The sequence below is a fragment of the Ruegeria sp. SCSIO 43209 genome (assembly GCF_019904295.1).
GTDB lineage: Bacteria > Pseudomonadota > Alphaproteobacteria > Rhodobacterales > Rhodobacteraceae > Ruegeria.
In genome coordinates this window covers 92,322-118,244 of sequence record NZ_CP065362.1, presented here as the reverse complement: position 1 = coordinate 118,244, position 25,923 = coordinate 92,322, and the positions used below count along the sequence as shown (strand labels likewise).

The window sequence follows — 25,923 nt, the reverse complement described above, 5'->3', positions numbered from 1 at the left end:
CAAAGACTATTTTTCGGCGGAACCGTGTCACCGGTTCAAGGTGGCCAAAGACCTGCGCAGTAAGTGAAGAATTGAACTCGACAAATGCCCAGGATTAGCGACCCGTTCCGCCGGTGACGTTGCCAATATTGAGCGGCAACCAAACCGTTGGACCCGCATTTAGACGATCGGTCCAACCCATGAAAGGAGCGAGGAAATGCTAACCACGATTGCGATTTGGTATCTGAACCCAGAAACCCGGTCCGAAGGTATTGCTGCACTCCGGCGGCTTGCTAGGGACGTCAAGAAAAACGAACCTGATACCTGGGGTTACCTTGTGCACTCAGGTGGCGCTGACTCGGTTCCGCCATGCGATGACGATAAGATTGTGTTCGTGGAAATCTACAAAAACGAAAAGGCATTCAAAAAACACCTGAGCAAAGGATCGGATTTTTCGAAGTTCCTGAAAAAAAGTGGTCACCTTTTTCTTTCTGCCCCAGGGAGCAAGAGCCCATTCTTTCAGGTCATGAACGTTGATCGCATTCAGGGATTCGTACGCCCCGAAGCTGGGTCGAGCAACGGCTAAAGGTAGGTCGGGCGATCCCGGCCGCCCCAAGGAAACCCTGTAATTTTGTTGATCCACGGGGCTTTGCGCAGGGTAAAGTTGCAGCCTGGTTCATCCATCAGGAATTGTTGGGCGACGCATTGTTGATATTATGTTATAAGAAGCCGTGATTTCGTTCTATCGTTTCTAATTTTGACCTGATCTATCTAAACTTACGAAGGCGACCATTTTGGTAAGTCCTGACGTTAATTGCCCAAATTGTGGTTCGGCCAATCCTGCCGGATCGAAGTATTGCCAAAGCTGTGGAAACGCCCTGTCCCTTACGTGTACAGCGTGCGGAGCCCCAGCTTTGCAAAAGGCAAAGTTCTGCACGGCCTGCGGTGCGTCTGTGGTCGGATCAGCGCCGGTCAAAAAGTCAGAGCAAGACAATTCACCGCCACTAACGCCCGCACCTGAAAATGTTGCGGAACGGCGGCAACTGACCGTCATGTTCTGCGATCTGGTTGGTTCTACCGCGTTGTCCGAAAAATTTGATCCCGAAGACTATCGTGAGCTTATCACCCAATATCGCGATCTGGTCGGTAGCACGGTTGCGAAATTTGGCGGTGAGATCGCAAACTATGCAGGTGATGGTGTTGTGGCTGTCTTTGGTTACCCCGTCGCGCAAGAGGCGAGTCACTATTCGGCCGCGCTGTGCGCGCTTGAAATTACCCAGATGGCAGAGGGTATTGAAGTTGGATTTTCCAGCCAGCCGGTTGCGACCAACGTTCGCATCGGAATGCATACCGGACCCGTTGTTGTTGGCACCGCCAACAGCTCGTCATTGGACGAAAAGATGTGGCTGTTCGGAGACACACCGAACGTGGCGGCCCGTATTCAGTCCGTTGCCGAGGTCGGGCAAGTCGTGATCTCCGAGGTGACGCGACGCCTGATTGGTGAACGGCTCGACTTTGTGTCTTTGGGCGCGCCGCAATTGGCAGGGATTAGCGCTCCGCTAGAGCTGTTTGAGGCCCGGCAGAAGGTTTTGGGGTTCGAAACGGGGCGCAAAGACTTTTCACACGACAAAACACCAACCATCGGTCGGACGGCGGAAATTGCCTTGGTCCGATCTCGGTGGGAGGGTGCGCTGGAAGGTGAAGGGCAAGTGCTGTTGCTGACCGGCGATGCGGGTGTCGGAAAATCTAAGATCGCCTTTGGGCTAAGCGATGACCTGGCCGAAGAAGATGCGTCGCAATTCATTCTGTTCGGCTCACCGCTTCATCAAAGCAGCGCATTTCACCCGATAAAAAACGCGCTTACGGCGTTGACCGGAATGACACCTGATGAGACTCCAGAACAGAACCGGGCTAAGATCATCGGGTTTTTGTCTGAACTCGGTCTCGATGATCCTGACTGTGTTATGCCCATTCTGCGCCTAGTGGCGCTGGAAGACACTTCAATCCCGGCTGAACCAATGGCGCCTGAACGGGAAAAGGGTGCGTTGATCGAAGCGTTGCTGCGGCTTTGCGCAGGCTTAGAACAATCTTCACCGCTGATGTTGTTGCTAGACGACGTACATTGGTTCGATGCTTCCACGCTTGAGTTTGTCGACGGATGGGTTGAGCAACTGTCAAGTAGACGCTGCCTGGTCTTGATGACGGCCCGCAGTGAATTCCAGTCACCCTGGCGAAACCAGTCACATGTTACCACCTTGGAGCTGAACCGTCTGGTCCGGCGCGATATCTTCAAACTGGTTGAAAGCATTTCGGGGATCCGGCCTTCGGATGAGGTTCTGACCCAGTTGGCAGACCGAACCGATGGCGTGCCGCTGTTTGTCGAAGAACTGACTAAAATGGCGATGGAATCCGGTCTGCTGGCAAGCCGGGGGCAAAGCAAGGCCGAGTTGTCCATGGCGATTCCGGAGTCTCTGCAGGATTCCTTGATGGCCAGGCTGGACCGATTATCCGCCAGCCGCGAAATCGTGCAGGTCGCTGCCGCAATCGGGCGCAACTTTGAAAGAAACCTGCTTAGCCATGTTTTGAAATGGAGCGACCAGGAAATCACCAGAGCGTTGGAGCAGCTACTTGAAACAGAGCTGATTGTTCCCGCCGGGCTGAGAGGCGTGGAAGACACATATCGGTTCCGTCACGCCTTGGTACAGGATGCGGCGTATCAATCCATGCTGCGTTCGACAGCGTCCAGATGGCACGGTCAAATCGCGGCGGTTCTTGAAGAGAACTACAAGGAAATTGTTAAACACGAGCCAGAGATTCTGGGCCATCACTATTGGCGGGCCGGTGATTATTTGGCGGCCGAGCTCAACCTTATGCGGGCCGCGCGCCAGGCATTGGATCATTCTGCAAATGTTGAGGCCATCACCCATCTGCAGCACGCCCTGGAATGTCTGCAGGAACTGCCTGCGTCGCAAGACCGCGACCGGCGCGAGATTGATCTGCAAATCACCATCGCGGTTCCTTTGGCGTTTGTACGAGGATACGCACACAATTCGGTCCTTTCCGCATATGCCCGGGCACAAAATTTGTGTCGTGAATACGGCGAAACAGAGCGGTTGTTCAAAGTCGTCTATGGCCAGTTCCGATCGACAATGCTGGGGGGCGAATATGCTGTATCGAAACAGAATGCGGATCGCCTGGTGTCGCTTTGTCAGGATCTGAAAAGCCCTCTTGCTATTGTATCCGCCGAGAGATCACTTGGCTCGCTGCAGACATATCTTGGCCAGCCGCAGGACGCCCTAACGCATTTGCAGGCAGGGATTGATGTCAATCTGTCGCTTGAGCACCGGTTCATGGGGCTGGATTTTGACGTCGTTGATCTATCCGTCGCGCTTCAGGGATATCGTGCGCTGTCTTGCTGGTTGTCAGGCGACACGAAAAGCGCTTTGGAAGCGATCGAAAAGGCCGTGCTTCACGCGGAAGAAACAGCGCATCCCTTCAGTCAATCCTTTGCAAATGCATTTCTGGGTTGGATCTCGCAGTTCCGCGGTGATGAAGACCTTGTACTGGAAAGCTCGGCCAATCTGATTGCGCTTTCAGAGGAGTACTCGTTTCAGTTCTGGCGTGGATGGGCGCGGATCATGAACGGATGGGCACGCCGGAACGAGTTGGGCGACGGCGCGCTGAAGGAAATCGAACTTGGTCTTCAGGAATGGCGGGATACCGGCTGCCGGCTGGGGTTGAGTTTCTTTCTGTATCTTTATGCAGACGCGGCCATCCTGCACGGACATCTCGAACTCGCAGAAGAGCTTTTGGACGAAGCCGAGCAGATCACGTTGGGTGGGGGGGAACAATTCTGGATTGTCGGTTTGACCCGGCTAAGAGGACGTCTGGCGCTTGCCCAAGGTCATGAAGAAGCGTGTATCGATCATTTCGAGCAGGCTGTCAGTTTGGCGCTGGACCGCGGGCATTTTGGTCCGCTGCTGCGTACGATCAAAGAGCTGGCAAAGCTTGATCCAACCCCCGATTGCCTGAACCGGATCAAAAAAGCGGTTGAAGAAGTCGCCGGGTTCGATGGTCCGGATTTGGCCGAGACACGCGCTATTCTGAGTTAACTTGGAACTGCAAAAACGGAGAGCTCCTCACAGGACATTTAAAAAATACGAGATAGTCAAAGCCAGTCGGGAGGACATAGCCATTATGACTAAGAAGAAATCAAAAGGTGACCGCTGCCATCAGACGAATGTCACCGGTGTCATGCCAAAACTGCCCAAGCAGTTTGATACGTTTCCCTTCTATTATGCCTCTCTGCAATGCCAATGGATGTATTGGTATACCTCGGTCGAAGCCGCCAAACCCTTCGTCAAGGGTACAGGATTGTGCGTGGCGGAGTTCCCCGATGAAAATGGAAAGAACAAAGCTGTCATTCTATTGAATTTTCAACGCTACACCGCCCACTATGACAATTCCTTGGGCTTTGTGAACGAGGTTGAATTTAACCTTCTGGCTTACCCTTCGAACCGGGTGCCCGGCGTTCCGAAGATGTCCCTGACCGAGTATCTGCACGGCCGCGATCAGACCAAGACCATCGGGCATCTGCGAATACACGTAGCCGCAGACAATGCGGTTGCTGTCAAAGCTGGGCGTCAGGCCTTTGGTGAGCCCAAGTTTCTGGGGCAGTTCAATTACAAGGTGCCGTCGCTGAACGCCAAGATGAAAGGCCATCCGCCAATCTCTCCGAAATCCTGGTGGATTCAATTGGTCAACCCCGACGACCCGCAAACCATCGTCTACGATTTGACCGCCGATTTGGGAAAGCTCAGCGGCAATCAGTGGACGACAACAAATTGCACTCCGATCCCAGAATTCGCGACCGGTCTTGGCCGCACTGTTTGGACCCGCTGGACAATCTCGGGCCTCTTCGAAACTGCAATGCTGGACAACAAGGACGGCAAGCGCATCGCCAAGAAATTCAAACTGAAACTCGGCAACAACGATTTCCCGATGACACGGGACATGCATCGGTTGTTCACCGACTTCACCCCTGTCGCCGTACAGGTTTTTGAAAGCCCCCCCGCCTGCTTCGAGCCGCGCGGGTTCTACGTGGATGCCATTGATGGAGACCGCCATGTCACAGCATGACAACAGTCCCGCCCATCAGGCCTTCCTGACGGTCAGCGCGGCATTGACGGGTTACAATAGTGCCGAGTTGCAAGGGACCGGGTGCACCGGGGAATACTGGCATCAATTCCGACAGGTTCTACCAGAAGAGATTTTGAACCGGTTTCTGTCTCACGCTCAATCCCTCGGGCAAGGGGACGATGATCAGATTATCCGCCAAACTTATCTGTCGGACAGGTGCCTTGGCCCGATTGCGCGTTCGCTGATTCAGCTTTGGTACACGGGTCAGTGGGTTCCGCTTTCGCAAGAATGGCGCGAAAGCTACGGCGCTTCTCGCTTTGATGTGGTCAAGATCATCTCGACACGCTCGTACAAGGAGGGATTGGTCTGGGACGCCATCGGTGCCCATCCCATGGGGGCAAAGCAGCAGGGTTTTGGTGCTTGGGCGCTTGAACCTCCTCGGAAACGGGAGGCGGGCCAATGAACGCGATTACAGACGACGACAGAACCTATGATGTGGTCATTGTAGGGGCAGGATTTTCCGGTGCCATTCTGGCGAAAGAGCTTGTGTCAGCAGGGCACACTGTTCTGATCCTCGAGGCCGGTGCGGATCATGGCAAAACGTGGGAGACCTACCGATCCTATCTGGATCAGTACTACCTCTCGTTGGCGAAAACACCGAACTCACCCTATCCGGATCTACCGACTTTGCCGTCACCCTCGGTGCTGGACATCACGGCGGTTCGCGGCACCGAACCGGACACAAACGGGTATTTTGTTCAGCGCGGGCCGCTGCCGTTTGGCAGCAACTATCTGCGTGCCTATGGCGGGACCTCCTTGCACTGGCTGGGCACCAGTCTTCGGATGATGCCCGCAGATTTCGAAATGCAGAGCAGGTTCGGCCAGGGGGTCGATTGGCCATTTGGCTACAAGGATATTAGATCCGACTATGAAAGAGCCGAGTGGGAAATCGGCGTCTCAGCAGACGCCGAGGAACAGACACCCAGAGCGCTGGGAATAAAGACCTCAGGCAAGCATGATAACCGTGGGTACTTTGCCAAAGGATATGACTTCCCCATGCACTCGATACCCTCGTCTTATATCGACGGGTTCTTTGCCCGGGCAGACGGCATGCCCATTGAAATTGGCGAAGACCCTAAAGACACGGTCAAACTGAAAGTCTCACGCACGCCGCAAGGCCGCAACTCAACCCCGCGTAAGCCAAAGAATGCCAATGGTATACCCGTGGGTCGCAAAATGCGGTATCAGTTTCGCCCGCGAGGATCGACCGGTCCATTTGCCTATATGGGCCAGCGGTGCGAGGGCAACTCAAGCTGCATTCCGATCTGCCCAATTCAGGCAAAATACAATGCGATGAAGACGCTGGAAGATGCCAAGCACATTCGCAAACATCACATGAAAACAATCACGCAAGCCGTGGCGTCCAAGGTCGAGCTTGCCGAAAGCGGTCGGGTTTCGGGTATCGTGTACAAGAAATACTCGTTCTCCGGTGTTGCGCAATACGAACTGCGCCGTGCCAAGGGCAAACAATACGTCCTTGCTGGTGGAGCGGTGGAAAACGTAACTCTTGCGCTGGCTTCCGAGATTTGTCGGACCAGCGGCGAACTGGGCCGCAACCTGATGGATCATCCCTACATGATGACTTGGGGTTCCGCGCCCGAGCCGGTTGGTCCGTTTCGTGGGCCGGGATCGACGTCAAGCTACGCCAATTTCCGGGACGGGACCTTTCGTGACAGAACTGCCGCCCATAGGCTTGAGATCGGAAACTGGGGCTGGAACTTTGCCACCGGGGCCCCAAACACGGATGTGGCGCGCTTTGTTGAACAGGAGAACCTCTTTGGCAAAGCGCTTCGTGACAAATTATATCACGATGTTCAAAGACAGGTTCGCATCGGTACGATGGTCGAACAACTGCCCCGCTCGACCAACCGAGTCACGATTGATCCCGCCTATCGCACACCGATGGGTGAATATCGCCCTGTGATCAGCTATGATCTGGATGACTATTCGCGGGCCGGTTTGGCGACGGCGTACGACACCTGTACGCAGATTTTTCAGCGCCTGGGTATTCGAAACCACACGGCCTACAATCCGTCTGACGCCGGATATTTCACCTATGACGGCCGGGGATATACGTTCTTTGGCGCAGGTCATCTTGTCGGAACCCATCGGATCGGAACGCACCCGCGCAATTCGGTGACTAATGACGTAATGCGAACCTGGGATCACGACAATTTGTGGATGGTAGGCGCCGGATCGATGCCAACAATCGCAACATCGAACCCGACACTCACGATGTCGGCAATGGCTTACCGAGCCTCCAGAGCAATATCGGATGCTGTTCGGAAAGGGGGGGCAAAATGACCTCGAAAGACAAACTGGAGAAAGAGCGCGCGACACTGTGTAAACTGTTTCAGGACGCGCTTATTCTTGAACTCACTACCATTCCTCCCTATGCGACTGCGTGTTATTCGATCCTCGAACAAGGCCAGTATGACCGGTCTGAGCCAACAATCGTAAACGCCGAACCCATCGAAGTGATCCGGCAGGTTATGGTCGAAGAAATGCTCCACATGGTTCTTGCGGCGAATGTCATGAATTCAATTGGCGGAACTCCGGAGCTGAACAATCCTAAGCTGCTACCCAAATACCCCCAGCCACTGCTGAACGGGCGCGGTCCAACTGTTTATCTACGCCGGTTCACGCCGGACCAAATCAAAAGCTTTCGTGCGGTTGAAACGGCACCAAAAGATGAAAGAGCTGCGAAAAGCGGTGATTATCATACGATCGGAGGTTTTTACATCTACATCCGGGAAAGGTTGCGCAAAGCCTGTAATACTTATGGGGATGCCGCGATTTTTACCGGTAATGAGGTACGACAAATCACCAACGCCGACTATTTCGGAGCTGGAGGTGAGGTGATCGAGGTGATTGGTACCCCGTCGCAGCGCCGTAAGGCCGCGCTGAAGGCGATAAAGAAAATCATGGATGAAGGGGAAGGCGCAGACCTTGGTCACAGAGCTGGCGACAATGACATCATCCCTGGCCCTGACCACCGCGAGGATGTTGCGCACTATTTCAAATTCAACGAAATCCTGCACAGCCGGTATTATAAACCAGATGACAGCATAGACGGCCCGCCCACCGGTGGCGACCTCATCGTCGATTGGAGCGCGGTATCCCCGATGCGGGATGATCCGTCCGAAAGGGACTTCAAGAACGCGCCAGAGATCGCAGAAATATCTGCCGAATTTAACGCGGCCTGGTCCGGCCTGCTTGATGGTCTTCACATTGCGTTCAACACGGACAAGACTGCGCTAAGGTCATTGGTCCCAGCAATGTATGACATCAAGTCTCTGGCGCAGAAATTGATGCGTATTCCTTTGCCGGATGGATCAGGGGAAACTGCCGGACCAACCTGGACGTATCTTGCAAAGAGAAAGAGTTGATCGCTCGTTTCGTTGCAAGTCGATGAATACACGCCGCAGCTATTTGGTCAAATTCGGAAAGCAATAATTTGCTGTATTAACAGCAGCATAGCGAAGTCCTGAATCGGCCAAAATGATCTGAGATAGCACTCGAATAGCGCTATTTATCGTGCGTTGTTTCTTGACTCACCCAGGATGCGTGAGGATTTGAATCCACGACGATGACTTCGGTCAATCGATATGAACCCACCGGGCGCGCATCACATGCCAGTTGGTGGTGAAACTGCGAAACTAACGCATCGCCGTCATCTCCCGTCAGCAATCGCTTTCAGAGACGCAAATGTGGGCACGCGAATGCTGAAGCGAAGACCTAGGGTGTTTTCTGGACCGTGAATAGCTCAATCTCCGAGGGACTGGACTTGCAAAGGTCCAGAAAACCTACCCTATTAACCGCAATCAGCCGCCGCTCAGTCGTAAGCTGCCGTCACGATCATTTCGACCTTCAATACATCACGGGCGAGCTTGGATTCTCCGCAGGCGCGGGCGGGCGCGTGGCCTTCAGGCACCCAAGCGTCCCAAACGGCATTCATCTCGGCAAAGTCTGCCATATCCGCCAACCAGATTTCGCATTTTAGGATGCGGGTCTTGTCGCTGCCTGCCTTTTGCAAAAGATCCTCAATCTTGGCCAGAATGTCCTGCGTCTGATCTGCCACGGTCGGCGCGTCCGAAGTCTGACCGCACAGGTAGGCAACGCCGTTGTGTTTGACGATCCGGCTCATGCGCTGACCGGTTTCGATGCGGGTGATTGTCATAACTTGTACTTTCTCATTGTTGAATTTAGCAGTGATTTGAGCTGCCCACGGCACAAGCGTTTAAATGCCAATGGGAGCCATAGATCAGAAGCCGGCATTACGAGGCCGAGGTTCATTCAAGTCAGATTGTCCGCCAGTTCATTTTGATATCCAAAAAGGGCCGGCAGCCCGCCGGTGTGCAGCAGAATGACCTTCTGACCCGGTTTAATCTTCTGGCTTTCAACCAGATGCATCAAACCGGCGAATGTCTTGGCGGAATAAACCGGGTCGAGGAAAACCCCTTCGGTCCGTGCCATTTTTTCTAGTGCGGCACGCGTTCTTGCGTTCACTTTGCCGTAACCTGGCGGCAATGCATCGTCATAGACATCGATCCGCGCCTGCAATCGAGCGGCATCAACATCCAGCAAGTTTGCAAGGTTCTGTAGAACGATCATCATGCGGGCGTGTTGCTTCTCGCGATCTCTGCGCACGCATATTCCAAATACCGGGGCCGTGCTGCCTTCCAGTGCTAGACCGGTTAGCAAACCGCCATGCGTAGCACCACTGCCTGACGGCACAACCACCGCATCGAAATTGGGCATCTGGGCGCACAATTCCTGTCCGCCAACGACATAGCCCAACGCCCCCAGAGGTGGATGATTCAAGCCCAGATGAATGACGTATGGCGTGCGGCCTTGGGCCTTCAATTCGTCAGCACGCGCGTGCAATGCCGCGTCGGCCCCAGCTTCGTCTTCGCCCTCGGGATAGCTCATATGCTCGGCACCCAGAATCTGTGCCAAAAATACGTTCCCGGACCTGTAATACTCTTCGTCCATATCTGGGACACGCTCTTCTAATTGAAGCACGGATTGCATCCCCAGCTTAGCGGCCGCCGCAGCTGCAGATCGGACAAAATTGGACTGAACAGCACCGGTGATTAGAATGGTATCGGCACCTTGTTGCTGAGCATCGCCGAAGTAGAATTCGAGCTGCCGTGTTTTATTGCCGCCAAACACAAGCTCCGTCAGATCATCGCGCTTGAGCCAGAGATCGATCCCCAATTCCGCCGACAACCTGTCCAAACGTTCCAGAGGTGTCGGGCCCGACATAAGCCGGGCGCGAGGAAATCTCTCCAGATTGTCGTTTCGTTGCATCGTGTACCTCCCGGGATTATGCAATCATATAGGCGCGCTGGAACAGGACACAGCAAGCGATGAAAGAAACCACGCGGATCGCGGCTATGACGACCGATTGCGGCAAGTAAGGGCCCCCTGCCCGTCCAAGCAGGCTGCCTACCAGCGTGATTATGACAAAGCCGAGCAGTTGCGGCCCGTATGTGATGGCCTGCGTTTCGGACAGGCTGTGCAACAGGAATGCAATGCCATAAGCCACCAGCGCGATGGGTTGCACCAACTTGGCCACCTCTTTTGCTGAACGGCCCTTTGCGATCAAACCAAACACCATAAGTGGGCCCGGTGTTGCTGCCCAGACGGTCGCAAGCCCGGACAGTCCTGTTATGGCTGAAAACCCAAAACGCCCGATTGTGCCGCGCAAGGGAAGCAGGGTGGTGATTAAACCGATCAACAACAAGCAGGCCGTCAAGGCCAGAACAAACGCCTCGTTCAACAACGGATAAACAGTAAGACCGGCAGCTACACCGACACAACATGCGATGATCGCATTAAGAATGAGTGGCTTGTTGTTCTTTAGTACATGACGGTCCGTCGCGACTACCGACACAAGGGTATTCAGCAACAGCAATATGGGAACTGCCGTCGAGGTGCCGAGCAGGATCATCATCGGGGGACCCGCGATGATACTGAAACCGATGCCCACGCCAACCTGCAGCATTGCCCCGAGGCAAATGGCGGCCATCAAAATGGACAGATCAATGGTCACATAGCACTCCTGCAGCTTTGGCATTGTTGCAAGACCTCAGATATCCTGAGGTTACGGCCATGGTCCATGTCATTCCTTCATTCGAATTGATTGGCACGCACTAACGCTGCCAGGGCATCAATCCAGAGTATAGCTCGCGGGCCGCTACGGAATGTGCCATTTGCGCAAGTGTCGTCAGATCATACACGGGAAGGCGCAGTTCTTCCTGAAGGCGCGATGCGTAGGGCGGCAGGTCTGTACACTCCAAAACCAGCGAGCGGATATCAGGGGCCTCAAGCATCAGGCTACGGGCTGCGTTCAGGACCTCGGCCTCGATCAGGTCTGTGTCCATACGGGTGCGGGTATTCCGCAAGATCACTTCTGCAAATTCACTAGTGTCCTCCAGTCCCTTCACCGCCACCGGAACACCGGCGGCACCGACGCCTTCAAAATGCCGGGCGGTCAAAGCAGACGCGTCTGCAGTCAAAACACCCACCGGAGCGTTCGCGCCGGTCATGTGATAAGCCAGCGGCACTTGGATCAGGCTGGAGGCAAAGACGGGAACAGAAACCGCTGCCGCCAGTTCCTTTTGAAACAGCGCAAGAAAGCCACAGCTGCCGGTAATGGCGCGCACGCCTTCGGCCTCAAGCCGTCTGGCACCTTCGATGAAGGGTTCAAGCAATTCCGGCGTAGGGTTGTTCAGAAGTGTCGGGACAGTCACCCCGTCGATCATTTCATACAGAACCGGAAATGGCAGGCTGGACGGGTTCTTGATATGGCCCGGTGGCTTTGGGAAATAGCTTTCAAGGCAAAGCACACCGATTGAGGCCCCGCAGATATTCTGGCCGCCTTGATAAATTGGCATTGTCATCAGGTCCTTTTTTGATTTGAACGTTCAAAACCGGGTTGGTGTATACGGTGCTAGATCGATATTCGGGATGCGATCCAAGACGATATCCGCCACTAGCTCGCCGGTTTTCGGGGCCATCATCAGCCCGTAATGAGAATGCCCGAACGCTGCATAGAGCCCCTCTTGGTCCTTTAAATGCCCGATTGCCGGCAAGCTGTCCGGGAATGACGGGCGCCGACCCATCCAAAACCGCGCCTCATCTGTATCAAGCTCGGGCATCATGGCCTTGGCCTGTCGGGACAGGATTTGCTTCTTCCGTGGGTCAGCGGGTGCATCGGCGCTGCCGAATTCAGCCGTACCGGCGACCCTAAGCCCCCCAAGCATCGAACTTGCGACCACCTTTGCATCCACATCCATGACCGAGTTGTTCAGTTCGACCGCAGGGGTTGGGAATTCGACATGATAGCCCCTTTCGGCCACGAGGGGCATAGGCAATCCCAATGGTTTCAACAGGTCGGCAGACCATACGCCTGCCGCAAGAACAACATGGCTGGCGGTTAGCGTATCCTGCGCAGTTGCAATCTGCCAACCACCCTCTTCTGCGGGGGTAAGCTTGGTGACTTCGGTTTGCACAATCTCAGCACCTTGCACTTGCGCCTTTTCGGCCAAAACCGCTCCCACACGTCCCGGAGCGGTTACACGCGCTTGCCCTTTGATCACGATCGCACCTTTGAACGCTTCGGACATAGCGGGCTCCAATCGGCGCAGTTCGTCACCGTCGACGCGTTCCAGATCACCGCCTTTTTCTCGGCGGATAAGATATCCAAGCCCGTCCAGATCAGCCTGTTCTGGTCGGCGAAAGGCGTGGATGTAATAGCTATCGGTGATCAGGTTCTCGTGCCCGGTACCATGTAAATGACGCCGGTACAGATCGACGGAGGGGCGACAAAGAACCTCCATCGCGTCCGAGACTTCGCGAACAGTTTTTTCTCCTGAGTTTCCGAGAAATCGCAACCCCCAAGGAATCATTTTGGGCCAGAAGCTGGGCCTGACTGACAGCGCGCTCTTTGGGTCAAGCAACATTTTGGGCAGCATTTTCCAGATACCGGGCATTGCTTGCGGAATGATCGACCAAGGCGAAACCACACCAGCATTCCCGAACGAGGTTTCCTGACCCGGCTCACCTCGATCGATCAGCCGAACCTGAATGCCCCGTTCCTGCAGCGACAAAGCGCAACAGATGCCGACGATTCCTGCGCCGATGATGGTCACTTGTTCTGTCATCAGTTCAGGCCGGAGATTGACTGCGGTTGCGCGCGATCAATTGGGTGACGATGACAGGCGAGGCAACGGCCAGCGCGATCAGGTCTGCCGTCAGGCTGGGCGCGACAAAGATAATCCCCGCAAGGGCCATCAGAATCCGCGCCGCAACATTCATCGGTTTCAGCCAGTAGCCCACAACCGCAGCCGACAGGGCGATGACCCCGGCGATACAGCTGGCGGCGGTGTAAGTGAACTCCCAGAAATTGAAGCCGGTTGAGGATACGAACAGCAGAACTGGCGCATATACGAAAGCCATCGGCGCAATCACCTTGCCCAATCCAAGAGTGAATGCCGACAGGCCAGTGCGGAACGGATTCGAGTTGGCAATTGCAGCAGCCGCGTAGGCCGACGTACAGACCGGGGGTGTGATTTCTGACACCACGCCGTAATAGAGCACGAACAGGTGGCTGGCGATGGGAGGAACGCCGAGCTGCGCCAAAGCAGGCTGTGCGACCGATACCAGCATGATGTACAACGCTGTGGTCGGGATACCTGCGCCCATCAGGATACAGACGATGGCTATGAAGACCAGTGAGATGAATAGCTGCAGGTCTTCCATGGCAAACAGCTGGAAGCTGCCGAACGAGATCATGTTGTAAATATCTGACGCCAGATTGCCCGCGCCCTGTGTCACCATGAAGCCAATGCGAAAGCCGATGCCAGTGGTGTTGATCACTCCGACCACGATGCCAACCGCAGCCGCTGCGGCACCAACGGCCAGCGAGTACTTCACGCCCAGTTCGACCGCCTGCAGCATCTCGGGCACTTCAATCCGTTTCTGTGGATTCAGCGTGGCAATAACCGACAGGCCACAGAGGATTGCGGTCATCGTCAGGTCGAACCCGCCATCTGAGAATTTCCAAAGCACAAAAGCCAGGAAAGCCGCGGCATAGATCAGCGTTGGTGGCTGCTTAATCCGCGACATGCCCGCGATAACCGCCAGAGAAATACCGCAGAAAGCGGACATGAACGGCGTGTAGCCCGTAAACAGCACCACCAGCAGACCGATCAGCGGCACGATATTGGCCCAACCTTCCGCCCAGACGGCTTTGAGTTGCGGCAGTTGCTCTTTCGCCAGACCCTTCAGGTTCAGCTTGCGTGCCATCAGGTGCACCACAGCGAAGACGCCGACATAGTGCAGAATTGCCGGGAAGATCGCTGCGATCACAATGGTGGTGTACGGAACCTCAAGGAACTCGGCCATGATGAAGGCCGCAGCGCCCATGATCGGCGGAGTAATCTGGCCGCCGGCCGAAGACGCAGCCTCAACCCCGCCCGCAAAATGGCCCGGGTATCCGAGGCGCTTCATATTGGGGATAGTCAATGCTCCGGTCGATACGGTGTTGGCCACCGATGAGCCCGAGATCGTGCCAAAGAAAGCTGAGGACACGACTGATACCTTTGCCGGACCGCCAGTATAACGGCCCGCAAGTATAGTCGCGTTGTCGATGAACAGCTGCCCCAGACCGGTGCGTTGCGCGATGACGCCGAACAAAACAAAGTGAAAGACGATAGTCGAAACCACCCAGAGCGTGACGCCGTAGATACCTTCCTGCGGAAAATACATCGACGATACGAAGGTTTTGAAATTCACGCCGGGATGCTGCAGCAGTCCGGGGAAGTACGGCCCCAGCAGGGCGTATGAGATGAAAACACAGATGATAAGGGGCAGCACCCAGCCCAGCGTGCGCCGCGCAATGTCCAGCACCAAAAGGATGATGACGACGCCCAGAAATACATCATAGTTGTTGGGGTTGCCCATCCGGAACGTCTGTTCCTCGATCCCGAGGAACGGAATGCCGCGCCAGGCTACGCCAACATAGAGCGCGGCAACGATGCCAAGCGCCATGAAAACCAGATCATAGAGCGGGATGTTACCGATGCGGAACCGGCTGACCTTAAGGGCATAAAGGCTTTTGGCCCCGACAATCGGGATTGTGGCGTAGACCAGAATGAACAGCAGGGCGAGGTAGATGCCCATGTGCCAGTGGTCTGCGGGCAGGCCGAATCCGGCCGTGAAGAATTCGTAGAACGCTAAAATCAGGGCCACAACACGTAGAACTCTTCCAGCGGTGGGCGTCACCTGCCGGACGGCGGCACCTTCATCGAACTGTTCCTCGATGGCCGCTAGTTCCTCGGCCGTCAATTCGTGGTCATCAAGTTTCTGGGTCTCGGACATGATGGCCTCCCGATTTCGCATAGTTCCAGTGTGCGGTGCCCCACATAGGGGCACCGACGATACAGTTCAGTCTGTTACGTTTACTGAAGAAATCCGGCTTCTTTGTAGAACTTCTCGGCACCCGGATGCAGCGGAACACCCAGCGCCTCTACACCATCCAGCGCGGTATCGGGCGTGATCTGCTTACCCTTGGCATGGCCGTTGTCCAGTAGCTTGCGGGTGTTGTCGTTCCACAGGGCTTTGGTCAGCTGATAGACCAGATCTTCCGACAGATCCGAGGACACAACCAGCATAGCACTGACCGCAGGGGTCTTGGTTTCCGCGTCTATGCCTTCATAGACACCACCTGGAATGGCCGAAGGGATATAGGCCGGAATGATCTCATTGATCTTGGCCAGATCTTCATCGCTGAACGAATGCAGGTTCATGCCTTTGGTCGACGACAGTTGTACCATCGCAGCAACTGGCCAGCCCGCAGCGTAGAAATAGGCGTCTAACTGACCGTCAGCCAAACGCTCGGCGCTTTGACTGTTGTTCAGTTCGGCTTCATCCATATTGTCGCGGTTCACGCCCCAGGCGTCGAGCATCTGCAGAACAGCAACCTGCGTACCCGATCCGGCCTGTGCTATGCCGACGCGCTTGCCTTCCAGATCACCCAGGTTGTTGATCGTCTGACCGGCGGGCAGCACGAGATGCAGGTCCTCGGGGAACAGATTTGCTACGATGCGAAGGTTAGGATGAGGTTTACCCTCGAACTTGCCTTCGCCCAGATACATTGAACGGGTCACATCGGCTGCGGCCAGACCGGCCTCAAGCTCACCATTCTGCACTGCGGCATTGTTGAACACCGACGCTGTCGTGGATTGCGCGATTGCGATCAGGCCCGGGACGCCACATTGGCCACCTTCTTCGCACGGGCGAGATCCCGGAGGGGCAGAAATTCCGTTGGCGATGGTGCCGCCGATGGGGAAGTAGGTTCCGCCTGCGCCACCGGTCCCGATGCGGAAGAATGTTGGATCCTGCGCCAGCGCAGGGGCGGCAAGCGCGCCTGCCAAGGCCAGTCCGGTCAAACATTTCACGAATTTCATAATCATCTCCGTTGTTGGATCGCTGGATTCGGTTTTCCCGAATTCGATCTTCTCAGCGTAGAGACGATTCGCATAAATGCAAATTTTTTATACTTCACAAAACTAAGGTTTTATTTATACATAAACCATGAACCTTATGCAGCTCACAGTGTTTCGCGAAGTGATGGAGACCGGCTCTATCTCGCAAACTGCCAAGAAACTGAATCGCACTCAGCCGGCGATTAGCCTTGCGTTGAAAAACCTGGAAAAAACGCTGGGACTGACCCTGTTTGAACGCAAGGGAAGACGCCTGGTTCCGGTTCCTGAAGCGCACTACCTTCTGGCCGAAACCACAGGCATTCTGGACCGTCTCGCCACCATCTCCAGCACAATGGAAGGGTTGATCAAAGGGCATGCAGGCAGCCTGAACATCGCAACGATGCCCGGCCCGTCCGCCTTTTTGTTCCCGCGTTTCATCAGCCAGTCGGTCGGAGAAAACCCCGATATTCGCATCACTCTTTCCACCCGCAGTTCACCTCAGATTATGGAGCTTGCAGGGACCCAGAACATCGACTTCGGATTTGCTGATTTCGAACATTCAGCGGGCAAAGAACCGCAGTACTCTGCCGAACTAATCAAAGCAGATTGCTTCTGTGCCATTGACCGCACCCACCCACTTGCTTCGCGTAAGAGCCTGACACTGTCTGATCTGAACGATACGCCCATGGGCGGCTTGCATGCGTCACACCCATTCCAGCGCAAAATCCGGCAGGAATTCGAGGAGGTCGGTGCTGAGTACAATCCGACAGTGACCTGCCAGTATTTTCAGCCCCTCATCCCCTTCGTCAGCTCCGGGCAATGTTGCAGCATCGTTGATCCGCTGACCGTCGTGACCGAGCAAGAATTGAACCTGTCCGACGGAAAGGTCGCTTTTTTGCCATTCAAGAATCCGCTCAGATATGAATACGCGATCCTTGAACCCAACCACCGGCCGCCGTCTCAACTGGCTTTAAAGATCAAAGCTGGATGGAAAGCCGAGGTCTTAAAAATGTTGGAAGACGTGAAGGCGAATCCTCACACAGAATGGATTTTCCAGGCCGGGCGTGAGTAAAACTGATCGGCCCCAATGAGTTGATCTCTTGATCGCTCGAAGCGATTTACAGCGTCAAGTTGATTTGAGAAGAAAGACGGCTGGTCGCAATTCACGGATTTAGAGTAACGCAGTTTTCGGTCGACACCGATGACGCACCAACCATCGAGTATTCATACGAATTGTTTCAAAGGAGCGTTTCAACCGTTTCAGATGGCTCAACAATTACCCCTTTTGGACACAATTTTGTCCCAAAATAAAATGTAATTGCACTCAATAGTTATCAATGTGGCATGATCATGATGCTTGTCGTCCAAATACCGGCGCTTAACGAGGAGGAAACCCTTGCCGAAGCGATCGCGGCAATTCCCCGATCGATTCCTGGCGTCAGTAAAGTTGAAGTACTGGTCATCGACGACGGCTCCACCGATCGGACCGTTGAAGTCGCCTGGAACGCCAAAGCTGATCACGTTCTGGAAATGAGCAGCCATGTCGGCCTCGCCCGTGCGTTCAGTGCCGGCATCGAGTATGCACTTTCATTGGGCGCGGATGTGATCGTCAACACCGATGCAGACAATCAGTATTGCGCTGACGACATTCCGGCCCTGATTGATCCGATACTGAAGCGTAAGGCACAAATCGTGGTCGGCGCTCGCCCGATCAGAGAGATCGAGGGCTTCTCGCCGTTGAAGAAAACCCTTCAACGGCTGGGCAGTTGGGTCGTGCGACTGGCTAGCAAGTCAGAAATCCCTGATGCGCCCAGCGGATTTCGCGCCTATTCCCGAGATGCCGCTGCCCGACTCTGTGTTGTCAACACTTATACCTACACTCTGGAAACCATCATTCAGGCCGGACGCAAACATATCCCGATGACCTCGGTGCCTGTTCGGGTCAACAAGGTAACACGCCCGTCTCGTCTGTTCAGAGGTATCGGAGAGTATGTCACCCGCTCCGCAAGAACTATTATGCGCGTTTTTGTGATCTATGCACCATTGAAGTTCTTCCTGACGCTTTCGGCAGTATTCGCCTTGCCTGGCTTAATCGGGGTTGGGCGATTTCTCTATTATTACGCGACAGACGGGGGGGCTGGGCATATTCAGTCGCTGGTTCTGTCCGGTGTGCTGCTGGCAATGGCCACGATACTGTTCGCCGTTGGTATCCTGGCCGATCTTATCGCCACCAACCGTAGTCTGCTGGAAGACATCCGGGCCCGAGAGTTGCTGCGCGCGCCGATTAGACCTACTGAAGTAATTTCCCTCGACCCGGTCAGGGCGGTAGAGAATGGATAATCCGGCGCTAGGCGATCAGCGAAACGCCGGATTGGTAGGGGCTATCACTCTTGATCGAGTGGTACGAGCGAGCATGGTCGTTGTCTTCGTGTTTATGCTGGTGCTGGCGTATACTCACAATGTGAATTGGGACGAATTCTATTTCCTGTCACATGTCCATGCCTTCCTCGACGGTCGATTGGACCGTCCAATGCAGACCTTCTTCGTGCATGGTTTCACATGGCTCGATGCGCTGCCGGGTCATGAGATGGAACAGATATTTGCAGCCCGGCTTGTGATGGTTGCATGCGTCGGGCTGACCACAATTTCTGTGCACCGTATCGCCCTGTATTTTACCGAACAGCGATTTGCCGATATCGCTGCTCTGGGTTTCCTGACTTCGGGCTACGTTTTGGCCTATGGCGCCAGTTTCCGTGCCGATCCCATTGCTGCGGCATTACTGACTTCTTCGATTGCAATCTTGCTGACCACGCGCCTGTCTGTCTGGCAAACACTGGCGGCAGCGCTTCTGAGCGCTCTGGCCGTACTGGTTACGATCAAATCGGCACTCTATCTGCCCGCATTTCTGGCCGTGCTGATATGGAGGATCGAAGATCGAATAGCGGTACGGCGCATCATTATCACGGGTATATTGGCGGCTGGCATTTGCGTGTCATTCTACCTCTGGCATGCGTCTGGCCTCCGCGTCGCCGAAGGCAACCAGACGGCAAACAATGCAAAGGACGCGCTGAATACGACGCTGTTGAAAAGCGGCATATTCCCACGATCAACTGAATTCATGAGTTGGGCTATGCTCAGTCTCCCACAGATCATTCTTGTGGGGATCGGACTGTGTGCCGGTCGGAATGCTCGGCGGGTTCTGTTGATTGCGCTCTTTGCTGCACCGCTCCTCTCGGTGGTGATCTATCGCAATGCCTTTGTCTATTTTTACCCCTTCGCTACCCCACTCCTGATGGCAGCCGTCGCGATCGGAGCACAGAGGCTTGGATCATCACGACGCTTAGCACAGCTGGTGATGGTGATGCTTGCGGGGCTTTTTGTCCAGGCAGCCCTAGCACTGCAAGATCGTGCAGGAAACCAACGCGCCACTATTGCGGAAATTCATCGCCTGTTCCCAGATCAGGTCGCCTATATTGATGACAGCCACATGATCGCAAGTTTCCCGAATCCTGGTTTCTTCATGTCAGGCTGGGGCATTGCACGCTATCAGGCGGCGGGCCAGCCCGTATTTGCCAAAATCATCGCAGAACAACAGCCGCCTCTACTTATCGCCAACAAAACTGCTCTGACGCTGACGATGGACCCAAGTTCGGCCAATGGAGCCGAGCCTGTGCTGCTGCCTGAGGACCACAAGATATTACGCGAGTCATATGTGCACTATTCGGGATCGATCTGGCTTGCCGGAGGATCAGTGACGCTGACCGACGAACCGGTTGAATTGGCACTTCCGTTCCCCGGACGATATCGGGTCGAAACCAGCCAGCCAGTACAGATTGATACAAATGCCGTCGCATCTGGAGACATTCTTAGCATTGGCGCAGAGGCAGTAACAATCAACGGACCGAAAGGTGTTGCTGTCAGGCTGATCTGGGATACTGGTGTGGCTCCGGTCGCGCCAGAAAGCTTGGATCGAGAGGTTTATACCGGCTTCCGGATGCTTTCGCCATGAATACCGATATGCCTCTTTCCCCTCCGGTGGTCAGCACCACTCCGATACCATCTGAGCCCGGCAACAAGCGGGTGATTTTTTGGGGAACATATGATCTTAGCAAACCGCGTACTCGAATTCTCCGAACTGGATTGCAAGAGCTCGGCGTAGAAGTAATTGAAATCCACGCAGAGATTTGGCCCAAACACGCGGATAAAAGCCAATTGAACATGGCTGTGATGATCCGAGTGTTGTTCAGCGCGCTCTTGGCCTATCCGCTTCTGATCCTGCATTATTTGCGTGCGCCTCGTCATGACGCAGTGATGGTTCCCTATCTTGGCGCGCTCGATACATTGGTGTTGTGGCCCTTTGCCCTGCTACGTCGGCGGCAGATCACCTGGGACATGTTCCTTTCGCTTTACGACACTGTCGTTAACGATCGAAGTATGGTTGGAGCCAAGTCACTGCCGGGCCGGATGCTTTGGGTCACTGAATGGCTGGCCTGTCGGGCAGCGCATCATGTCTTGCTCGATACGAAGGCGCATGCCGAGCATATTGCACGGATCTTCAATTTGCCTGAATCCAGGATTGGAGCAGTGCCGGTGGGAGCTGAGCCGGGATCCTTCCAGCGTCTGCCTCCTCCTGCGCGCCACGACGGTCCCACTAGAGTGTTGTTTTACGGACAGCTCATCCCGCTGCATGGGCTTAAAACGATATTGACGGCAGCTACCTCGGATCGAGGTCGCGATATCAATTGGCACTTGATTGGCACCGGGCAAGAGCGCCTATTGCTCGAGACAGCTCTGGTGGATGCGGAGCATAAGCATATCTCCTGGCAGAAGTGGGTTCCCTATGAGGAACTGACTGAGGCAATTTCAAATGCCGACATCTGCCTCGGCATTTTTGGCGCCTCAGGCAAGGCTGCGTCAGTGGTGCCGAACAAGGTTTATCAGGCGCTGTTGTCAGGGCGTTCAGTGATCACCCGGAGCTCACCTGCCATGATCGAAACATTTGGCACCGAAGCTCTCGGGGTGAAGCTTATCCCTCATTCAAATCCCGAAGCGCTGCTGGATGCCATCGCTGAATTGAGGCACGAGGGCTATCCGGTAATGCCTGAAGACAGACTGAAAATGGCCCAGCCGCATGAGATCGCGCGGACTCTTTGCGGATACTTGTTTCATTGTGCACCTCAAGCCGGATAAAACTGTGGTCGACATGACTGATACCGCCATTAATTCCGCAGAGCATAGTGCTTCTGCCATCTATCACAGGCACTTTGGCCCGGCCCTGCCGCAATCCAATTGGGTGCCCGCGCCGCGGTATCTTCTAAGGCGTGATCGGGTTATGCGGCATCTCAAAAATCTGAAGCCTTGCAGAGTGCTTGACATCGGGTGCGGACCGGCTGCGCTATTGTCAGAACTGGCAGAACAGGGTTTTGAAGCTTATGGCGTAGATCGTTCGCAGCAAGCCCTTGAACTGGCAGATAAGCTCAACACTCAAGCCAGCCCTATGACACTCTTGGCCGAGCTTGACCCGGATTGGGAAAACTCCTTCGACCTGATCATGTCATTTGAAGTGATTGAGCACTTGGAGCAAGATATTGAGGCCATGAGAGAATGGCAAACTTATCTGAAACCCGGTGGAACAATGATCTTGTCGACGCCTGCGCACCCATCCCGCTGGAATGCGGCCGACGTTTGGGCAGGGCATGTTCGACGCTACAGTAAAGAACTTTTAGTACATTCGGTTCAGGACGCCGGCTTCACCGTCGAAACTGTTGAGTGCTACGGTTTTCCTTTGGCCAATATTATGGAGTATTGGCGTGCTCGGGCCTATGGACAGATATTAGAAACCAACGCCAAATCTGGTAAAACAGCGAACGACCTTACCAACGAGAGCGGTAGCGATCGTTCCATTGAGCGGCGCTTCTGGCCTGTGTTTTCTTCCATACCCGCAGTCACGGTCATGCGGCTTTTTTTCCAGCTACAACGCCCGTTCCTTAACACCGAATTTGGAAATGGTTTTCTTGTAGTGGCGCGCAAAACGTAAACACATGGCTACCGCCCTGCGCTATATCGGCACCGCTGCTGCCCTGATCTTCATCGGAATCATTCTGGTTCGACACGCAGGAGACATTGCAGTGCTCGACCTCGGGTCAGGCCGCGCCCGTTATGCACTGCTAGGTGGGTTTACCCTTTATGTGCTGTCGCAGCTCGTAGGTGCTGTGGCTTGGGGGGTGACGCTAAACATCTATGACGTTGCCCTAACGCGCACACGCGCTGAAAGTCAGTTAATGGTATCGCAGATCGGGAAATACATCCCCGGCAATGTTGCCCACCTTTTGGGACGTTTCGCCCTCGCACGGAGTGATGGAGTGCCATCCGCAATTATTGCGTCATCTCTGTTGCTCGAGATCGGTTTTCTGCTCGCCAGCGGTGCTCTGGTCGTCGGAATTGTGCTCCTGACCATGCCCGATCTTGTCGCCGCAGTAATTGCAGACCTTCCAGGATCCTGGCTCGATGGACAGATGACAATCATCTTCCTCGGAATTCTGGCCTGCATCATGATTGGCCAGATTGTGATTTGGCGCAAAGCGGGAAAACCGAAACTTACATCTTCAAAATGCCTGATCCTGTTGTTTCTGCATAGCTTCAACTTTTTGATGCTGGGTTTGTCACTTTGGTGTGTCGCACGGGCGATCTACCCTCAGGGTGGTGCCGGTATATTGCAATGCATCGCAATCTTTTCAACAGCCTGGGTTATCGGTTTCCTGATGCCAGGCGCACCCGGTGGTATCGGTATTCGAGATGGAATTATTGCTCTCGGACTTGGCCTTTTCACTGATCAAGGAGTCGGTCTAAGCGCTGCGATCGCGCATCGCGCGATCTCGGTTCTGGGGGATGTAGCTGTGTTTGGGCTTGGCGTAACCCTGCGCCGATATCTAAGCAGTGGTGAGCACGAAGCTGTATAGGTTTAAAAATTTGGATCGGGTCAGCCAGACAATTTGCAGCGGAGTCTATCGTATCTGAAGGTCGCCATGCGCTGTCTCAGGCGCTAGGGTGCCGTCTTCAATTCGTTTCCAAACATAGTGCGACTTCTGGTGCGTACTACATTCCTTGAGCGCACCCAGCATCGCCTAAAGCCAGGGTTGAGGTCGTTCAAGTTTGACCCAAACCTATCGTGAGTTTTCAGCAGGCAACCGATCAATGTGCTTTTTTTCAACATCGTTCGAGAGGGTCGCGTTCAGTCGCCACTCACCTAACGGGATGACCCGCTTGTTTGCGGCCTGTGCGTCAGGTTCAAAAGTAACGACAATGGTTTCACGCTTGTCGCTTTCATCAAGATCAAGTTGGATCATGAGCCGTGCAACACTTGAATTCGGATTCTGCATCGCACATTCAGAATTGAATGCCGTTTCGCAAGGATTGGCTGAAAGTTGAGAGAAGGTGGCGTTTGGCGGCGACAGTATGCGCGCGGTTAGTTCTTTCCCATCCTGACGCAACGTGGCCTTGGAGCCATCAACTGTTACCTGCGCTTCGGTATGCATTGCCCACGCCGCCCGCCCCCGTTGATCAGGGCTAATTTCGTCCTGAACCAACACTGTCGTTCCATCGAGAAGAGCTATGCCTCGTCTGACCGTTCCCTTGGGCTTTCCATAGGCGTCTGAAAGATCGGCGATTGCAAAATCGAAACCTGGAAACTGCGCCAACTCCTCAACATAGGCCCGCCCCGTTTCGATTTGATTTGCCATGTCAAAGGTCAGTGTATTCTGCCCGATCGTGGCCGTTCGATAATAGTCAAAACGTTTGTCAGTAAAGTAGCCGGGCAATTGGTAATTTCCGAGCCCAAGATCCACCCCCCAACGTACACCGTCGGCTTCAAGCACAAAGGTGCCCGCATCAAGGTCATTGTGATGGCTGCTAAGCGGCCCAGCCTTGAGGCCGATATAGCTGGCCGTAGGGTCATTCCAACCAGACCGCATGGTTACGATCCCAAGCCCTCCAGACCAATAGGATGTTGATCGGGCAGTGATTGGTTCACTATTGCGTCGCTGCTGCCAGATCAGCTCGAATGCTGGATGGGAAGACCGCATTTTGCTATTCATTTTAATGTCGTAGCCCGGGCGATTGAACCGCGACGCCAACCAGGTCAACACAACAAGGTCAGTGCTTGTATCGCTGTCTCCAAAGTTAAACAGCATGCCAGTTGGTCCAGACGCATGGATCAGGAACTCCCCGAATTCCTCCAAACCTACCATTTTAGAGAGATCAAAATCATGCCCGAGGACGGAAACAAGCGCATCAAACGCCACCGCCGCGTCCCGGGCGGACAAAGCCCCGTACATCGGTCCTTCTGGCCATGCACCATCCGGAGCGAACATTGCCAACCCATTTCTAAGTGAAACCTGCGCTTGCTCAATAATATGATCAGCCAGTTCCGGTTCTGTTTCTGACACAACCAGAGCGGCGACGATCATTCCTGCATTGCAAACGATGTTCCAGTTGAAGGAAGCAACGGGCCAGGCGATATCCGCAGTAGCCGTCCCATCAGGAAGCGACGCGGGAACAGACACTGGGTTCACCCAGTGTTGGGGGGCGACCCAACCCTTGTCATAATAGAGCGTATCCAGATCGTAGATTTTTGCGACTTCTTTCAGCCCCTTCTCAACAAGTGCCGATCGAATGATTTGATGATCCTCTTCGTCCAGATTGTCACTAATCCAACTGTATCCGAGCGACACCGCCAATGTGACACGGCTTAATCCCAGAAAGTGTGCGGGCTGCCATGTCTCCAGTTCCGAAAATTGCAAGAGTTCGGTTCTGGCGCGATCGGCATAGCGACTGTCACCGGTCAATCGCCAAGCCAAAGCCAGTGTGGTGAGGCGTTCGACCGGACGTTGTCCAAATCCACGAAAAGCTTCGTGAAGCTGACCATCTCCATTCCGAACTGCCTCAACAATAGTAGGCGACTGCAAATGCGCTTCTGCACTCTCAATCAATGCCTGATACTCAGCCGCGAACACCTGATCGGCTGCGCGCTGTGTTTCTATGCGCTGGACGATCTCATCCGTTAGAACGACTTGCGGCACTGAGTTTTGGGACAAAGCGCTCGTAGCGCAAAAACAAGCGAAGGACAAAACGAACAAAAAGAAGGCTTTAATCGGATTCACACTTCTAACGGTCGCGATCATGGACTTCTTCCGCATTGGAAACACCTGCAACCCGACTCTGCAGCGGTGGCCAAATTCTGTCAAAGACATCC

General features: G+C 54.4%; 20 protein-coding genes. 12 read left to right on the top strand and 8 right to left on the bottom strand.

Annotated elements, in window-relative coordinates:
- Positions 1–196: 196 nt before the first annotated feature.
- From I5192_RS20020 to I5192_RS19995, 6 genes are all read left to right on the top strand, one after another.
- Positions 197–565, top strand: a complete 369-nt coding sequence (locus I5192_RS20020; RefSeq protein WP_170561940.1) for a putative quinol monooxygenase — start codon at positions 197–199, stop codon at positions 563–565.
- A gap of 208 nt (positions 566–773) precedes the next feature.
- A complete protein-coding gene (locus I5192_RS20015) occupies positions 774–4,091 on the top strand; it encodes an adenylate/guanylate cyclase domain-containing protein (RefSeq protein ID WP_223118604.1) in 3,318 nt (1,105 codons plus the stop codon).
- 85 nt (positions 4,092–4,176) lie between these two features.
- The gene (locus tag I5192_RS20010; RefSeq protein WP_223118603.1) at positions 4,177–5,118 is read left to right on the top strand and encodes a hypothetical protein; all 942 of its coding nucleotides are present in this window, start codon (positions 4,177–4,179) and stop codon (positions 5,116–5,118) included.
- Entirely contained in the window at positions 5,105–5,581 is a 477-nt protein-coding gene (locus I5192_RS20005) for a hypothetical protein (RefSeq protein WP_170732660.1), read from the top strand. The genes I5192_RS20010 and I5192_RS20005 overlap by 14 nt, the downstream gene beginning before the upstream one ends.
- The gene (locus I5192_RS20000; protein WP_170422667.1) at positions 5,578–7,482 is read left to right on the top strand and encodes a GMC family oxidoreductase; all 1,905 of its coding nucleotides are present in this window, start codon (positions 5,578–5,580) and stop codon (positions 7,480–7,482) included. The genes I5192_RS20005 and I5192_RS20000 overlap by 4 nt, the downstream gene beginning before the upstream one ends.
- Positions 7,479–8,567 carry a ferritin-like protein gene (locus I5192_RS19995; protein ID WP_223118602.1) on the top strand — a complete coding sequence of 363 codons (1,089 nt, stop codon included), beginning with the start codon at positions 7,479–7,481 and terminating at the stop codon, positions 8,565–8,567. Before I5192_RS20000 ends, I5192_RS19995 begins: the two co-directional genes overlap by 4 nt.
- Positions 8,568–9,013: 446 nt before the next feature.
- On the opposite strand, the gene I5192_RS19990 is transcribed toward I5192_RS19995, so the two are convergent.
- The 7 genes from I5192_RS19990 to I5192_RS19960 form a co-directional block, all read right to left on the bottom strand.
- Entirely contained in the window at positions 9,014–9,358 is a 345-nt protein-coding gene (locus I5192_RS19990) for a RidA family protein (protein WP_223118601.1), read from the bottom strand.
- A 116-nt stretch (positions 9,359–9,474) separates the two neighbouring features.
- A complete protein-coding gene (locus I5192_RS19985; protein ID WP_223118600.1) occupies positions 9,475–10,491 on the bottom strand; it encodes a D-cysteine desulfhydrase family protein in 1,017 nt (338 codons plus the stop codon).
- Positions 10,492–10,507: 16 nt separating this feature from the next.
- Positions 10,508–11,236 carry a TSUP family transporter gene (locus I5192_RS19980; RefSeq protein WP_170511778.1) on the bottom strand — a complete coding sequence of 243 codons (729 nt, stop codon included), beginning with the start codon at positions 11,234–11,236 and terminating at the stop codon, positions 10,508–10,510.
- A gap of 100 nt (positions 11,237–11,336) precedes the next feature.
- Positions 11,337–12,086 carry an aspartate/glutamate racemase family protein gene (locus I5192_RS19975; protein ID WP_370644475.1) on the bottom strand — a complete coding sequence of 250 codons (750 nt, stop codon included), beginning with the start codon at positions 12,084–12,086 and terminating at the stop codon, positions 11,337–11,339.
- A gap of 24 nt (positions 12,087–12,110) precedes the next feature.
- Positions 12,111–13,349 (bottom strand): FAD-binding oxidoreductase, encoded by a 1,239-nt coding sequence (locus I5192_RS19970; RefSeq protein ID WP_223118599.1) that lies wholly within the window; start codon positions 13,347–13,349, stop codon positions 12,111–12,113.
- A 4-nt stretch (positions 13,350–13,353) separates the two neighbouring features.
- Positions 13,354–15,567 (bottom strand): TRAP transporter fused permease subunit, encoded by a 2,214-nt coding sequence (locus tag I5192_RS19965; RefSeq protein ID WP_223118598.1) that lies wholly within the window; start codon positions 15,565–15,567, stop codon positions 13,354–13,356.
- Between the two features lie 80 nt (positions 15,568–15,647).
- A complete protein-coding gene (locus tag I5192_RS19960) occupies positions 15,648–16,655 on the bottom strand; it encodes a TAXI family TRAP transporter solute-binding subunit (protein ID WP_223118597.1) in 1,008 nt (335 codons plus the stop codon).
- Positions 16,656–16,803: 148 nt separating this feature from the next.
- On the opposite strand from I5192_RS19960, the gene I5192_RS19955 reads away from it, so the two are divergent.
- The 6 genes from I5192_RS19955 (at position 16,804) to I5192_RS19930 (ending at position 23,632) form a co-directional block, all read left to right on the top strand.
- A complete protein-coding gene (locus I5192_RS19955) occupies positions 16,804–17,745 on the top strand; it encodes a LysR family transcriptional regulator (protein WP_255612243.1) in 942 nt (313 codons plus the stop codon).
- 281 nt (positions 17,746–18,026) lie between these two features.
- Positions 18,027–19,013: a glycosyltransferase family 2 protein gene (locus I5192_RS19950; RefSeq protein WP_370644474.1), complete on the top strand. Its 987-nt coding sequence runs from the start codon at positions 18,027–18,029 to the stop codon at positions 19,011–19,013.
- Positions 19,006–20,682, top strand: coding sequence for a hypothetical protein (locus I5192_RS19945; protein ID WP_223118595.1), 1,677 nt, complete (start codon positions 19,006–19,008; stop codon positions 20,680–20,682). Before I5192_RS19950 ends, I5192_RS19945 begins: the two co-directional genes overlap by 8 nt.
- A complete protein-coding gene (locus tag I5192_RS19940) occupies positions 20,679–21,863 on the top strand; it encodes a glycosyltransferase (protein ID WP_223118594.1) in 1,185 nt (394 codons plus the stop codon). The genes I5192_RS19945 and I5192_RS19940 overlap by 4 nt, the downstream gene beginning before the upstream one ends.
- Positions 21,864–21,876: 13 nt before the next feature.
- On the top strand, positions 21,877–22,710 hold the full coding sequence (locus I5192_RS19935; protein WP_223118593.1) for a bifunctional 2-polyprenyl-6-hydroxyphenol methylase/3-demethylubiquinol 3-O-methyltransferase UbiG: 834 nt from the start codon (positions 21,877–21,879) through the stop codon (positions 22,708–22,710).
- 4 nt (positions 22,711–22,714) lie between these two features.
- Complete coding sequence (locus tag I5192_RS19930; protein ID WP_223118592.1) at positions 22,715–23,632, top strand: hypothetical protein; 918 nt, start codon at positions 22,715–22,717, stop codon at positions 23,630–23,632.
- A 204-nt stretch (positions 23,633–23,836) separates the two neighbouring features.
- On the opposite strand, the gene I5192_RS19925 is transcribed toward I5192_RS19930, so the two are convergent.
- Positions 23,837–25,750: a heparinase II/III family protein gene (locus I5192_RS19925; protein WP_223118591.1), complete on the bottom strand. Its 1,914-nt coding sequence runs from the start codon at positions 25,748–25,750 to the stop codon at positions 23,837–23,839.
- Positions 25,751–25,923: the final 173 nt, after the last annotated feature.

Excerpts from the sequence above, each read along its gene's own strand:
- I5192_RS20020 (WP_170561940.1), top strand. The coding sequence starts at position 197 with ATGCTAACCACGATTGCGATTTGGTATCTGAACCCAGAAACCCGGTCC.
- I5192_RS20010 (WP_223118603.1), top strand. The coding sequence starts at position 4,177 with ATGACTAAGAAGAAATCAAAAGGTGACCGCTGCCATCAGACGAATGTC.
- I5192_RS20005 (WP_170732660.1), top strand. The coding sequence starts at position 5,105 with ATGTCACAGCATGACAACAGTCCCGCCCATCAGGCCTTCCTGACGGTC.
- I5192_RS20000 (WP_170422667.1), top strand. The coding sequence starts at position 5,578 with ATGAACGCGATTACAGACGACGACAGAACCTATGATGTGGTCATTGTA.
- I5192_RS19995 (WP_223118602.1), top strand. The coding sequence starts at position 7,479 with ATGACCTCGAAAGACAAACTGGAGAAAGAGCGCGCGACACTGTGTAAA.
- I5192_RS19990 (WP_223118601.1), bottom strand. The coding sequence starts at position 9,358 with ATGACAATCACCCGCATCGAAACCGGTCAGCGCATGAGCCGGATCGTC.
- I5192_RS19985 (WP_223118600.1), bottom strand. The coding sequence starts at position 10,491 with ATGCAACGAAACGACAATCTGGAGAGATTTCCTCGCGCCCGGCTTATG.
- I5192_RS19975 (WP_370644475.1), bottom strand. The coding sequence starts at position 12,086 with ATGACAATGCCAATTTATCAAGGCGGCCAGAATATCTGCGGGGCCTCA.
- I5192_RS19970 (WP_223118599.1), bottom strand. The coding sequence starts at position 13,349 with ATGACAGAACAAGTGACCATCATCGGCGCAGGAATCGTCGGCATCTGT.
- I5192_RS19965 (WP_223118598.1), bottom strand. The coding sequence starts at position 15,567 with ATGTCCGAGACCCAGAAACTTGATGACCACGAATTGACGGCCGAGGAA.
- I5192_RS19960 (WP_223118597.1), bottom strand. The coding sequence starts at position 16,655 with ATGAAATTCGTGAAATGTTTGACCGGACTGGCCTTGGCAGGCGCGCTT.
- I5192_RS19950 (WP_370644474.1), top strand. The coding sequence starts at position 18,027 with ATGCTTGTCGTCCAAATACCGGCGCTTAACGAGGAGGAAACCCTTGCC.
- I5192_RS19945 (WP_223118595.1), top strand. The coding sequence starts at position 19,006 with ATGGATAATCCGGCGCTAGGCGATCAGCGAAACGCCGGATTGGTAGGG.
- I5192_RS19940 (WP_223118594.1), top strand. The coding sequence starts at position 20,679 with ATGAATACCGATATGCCTCTTTCCCCTCCGGTGGTCAGCACCACTCCG.
- I5192_RS19935 (WP_223118593.1), top strand. The coding sequence starts at position 21,877 with ATGACTGATACCGCCATTAATTCCGCAGAGCATAGTGCTTCTGCCATC.
- I5192_RS19930 (WP_223118592.1), top strand. The coding sequence starts at position 22,715 with ATGGCTACCGCCCTGCGCTATATCGGCACCGCTGCTGCCCTGATCTTC.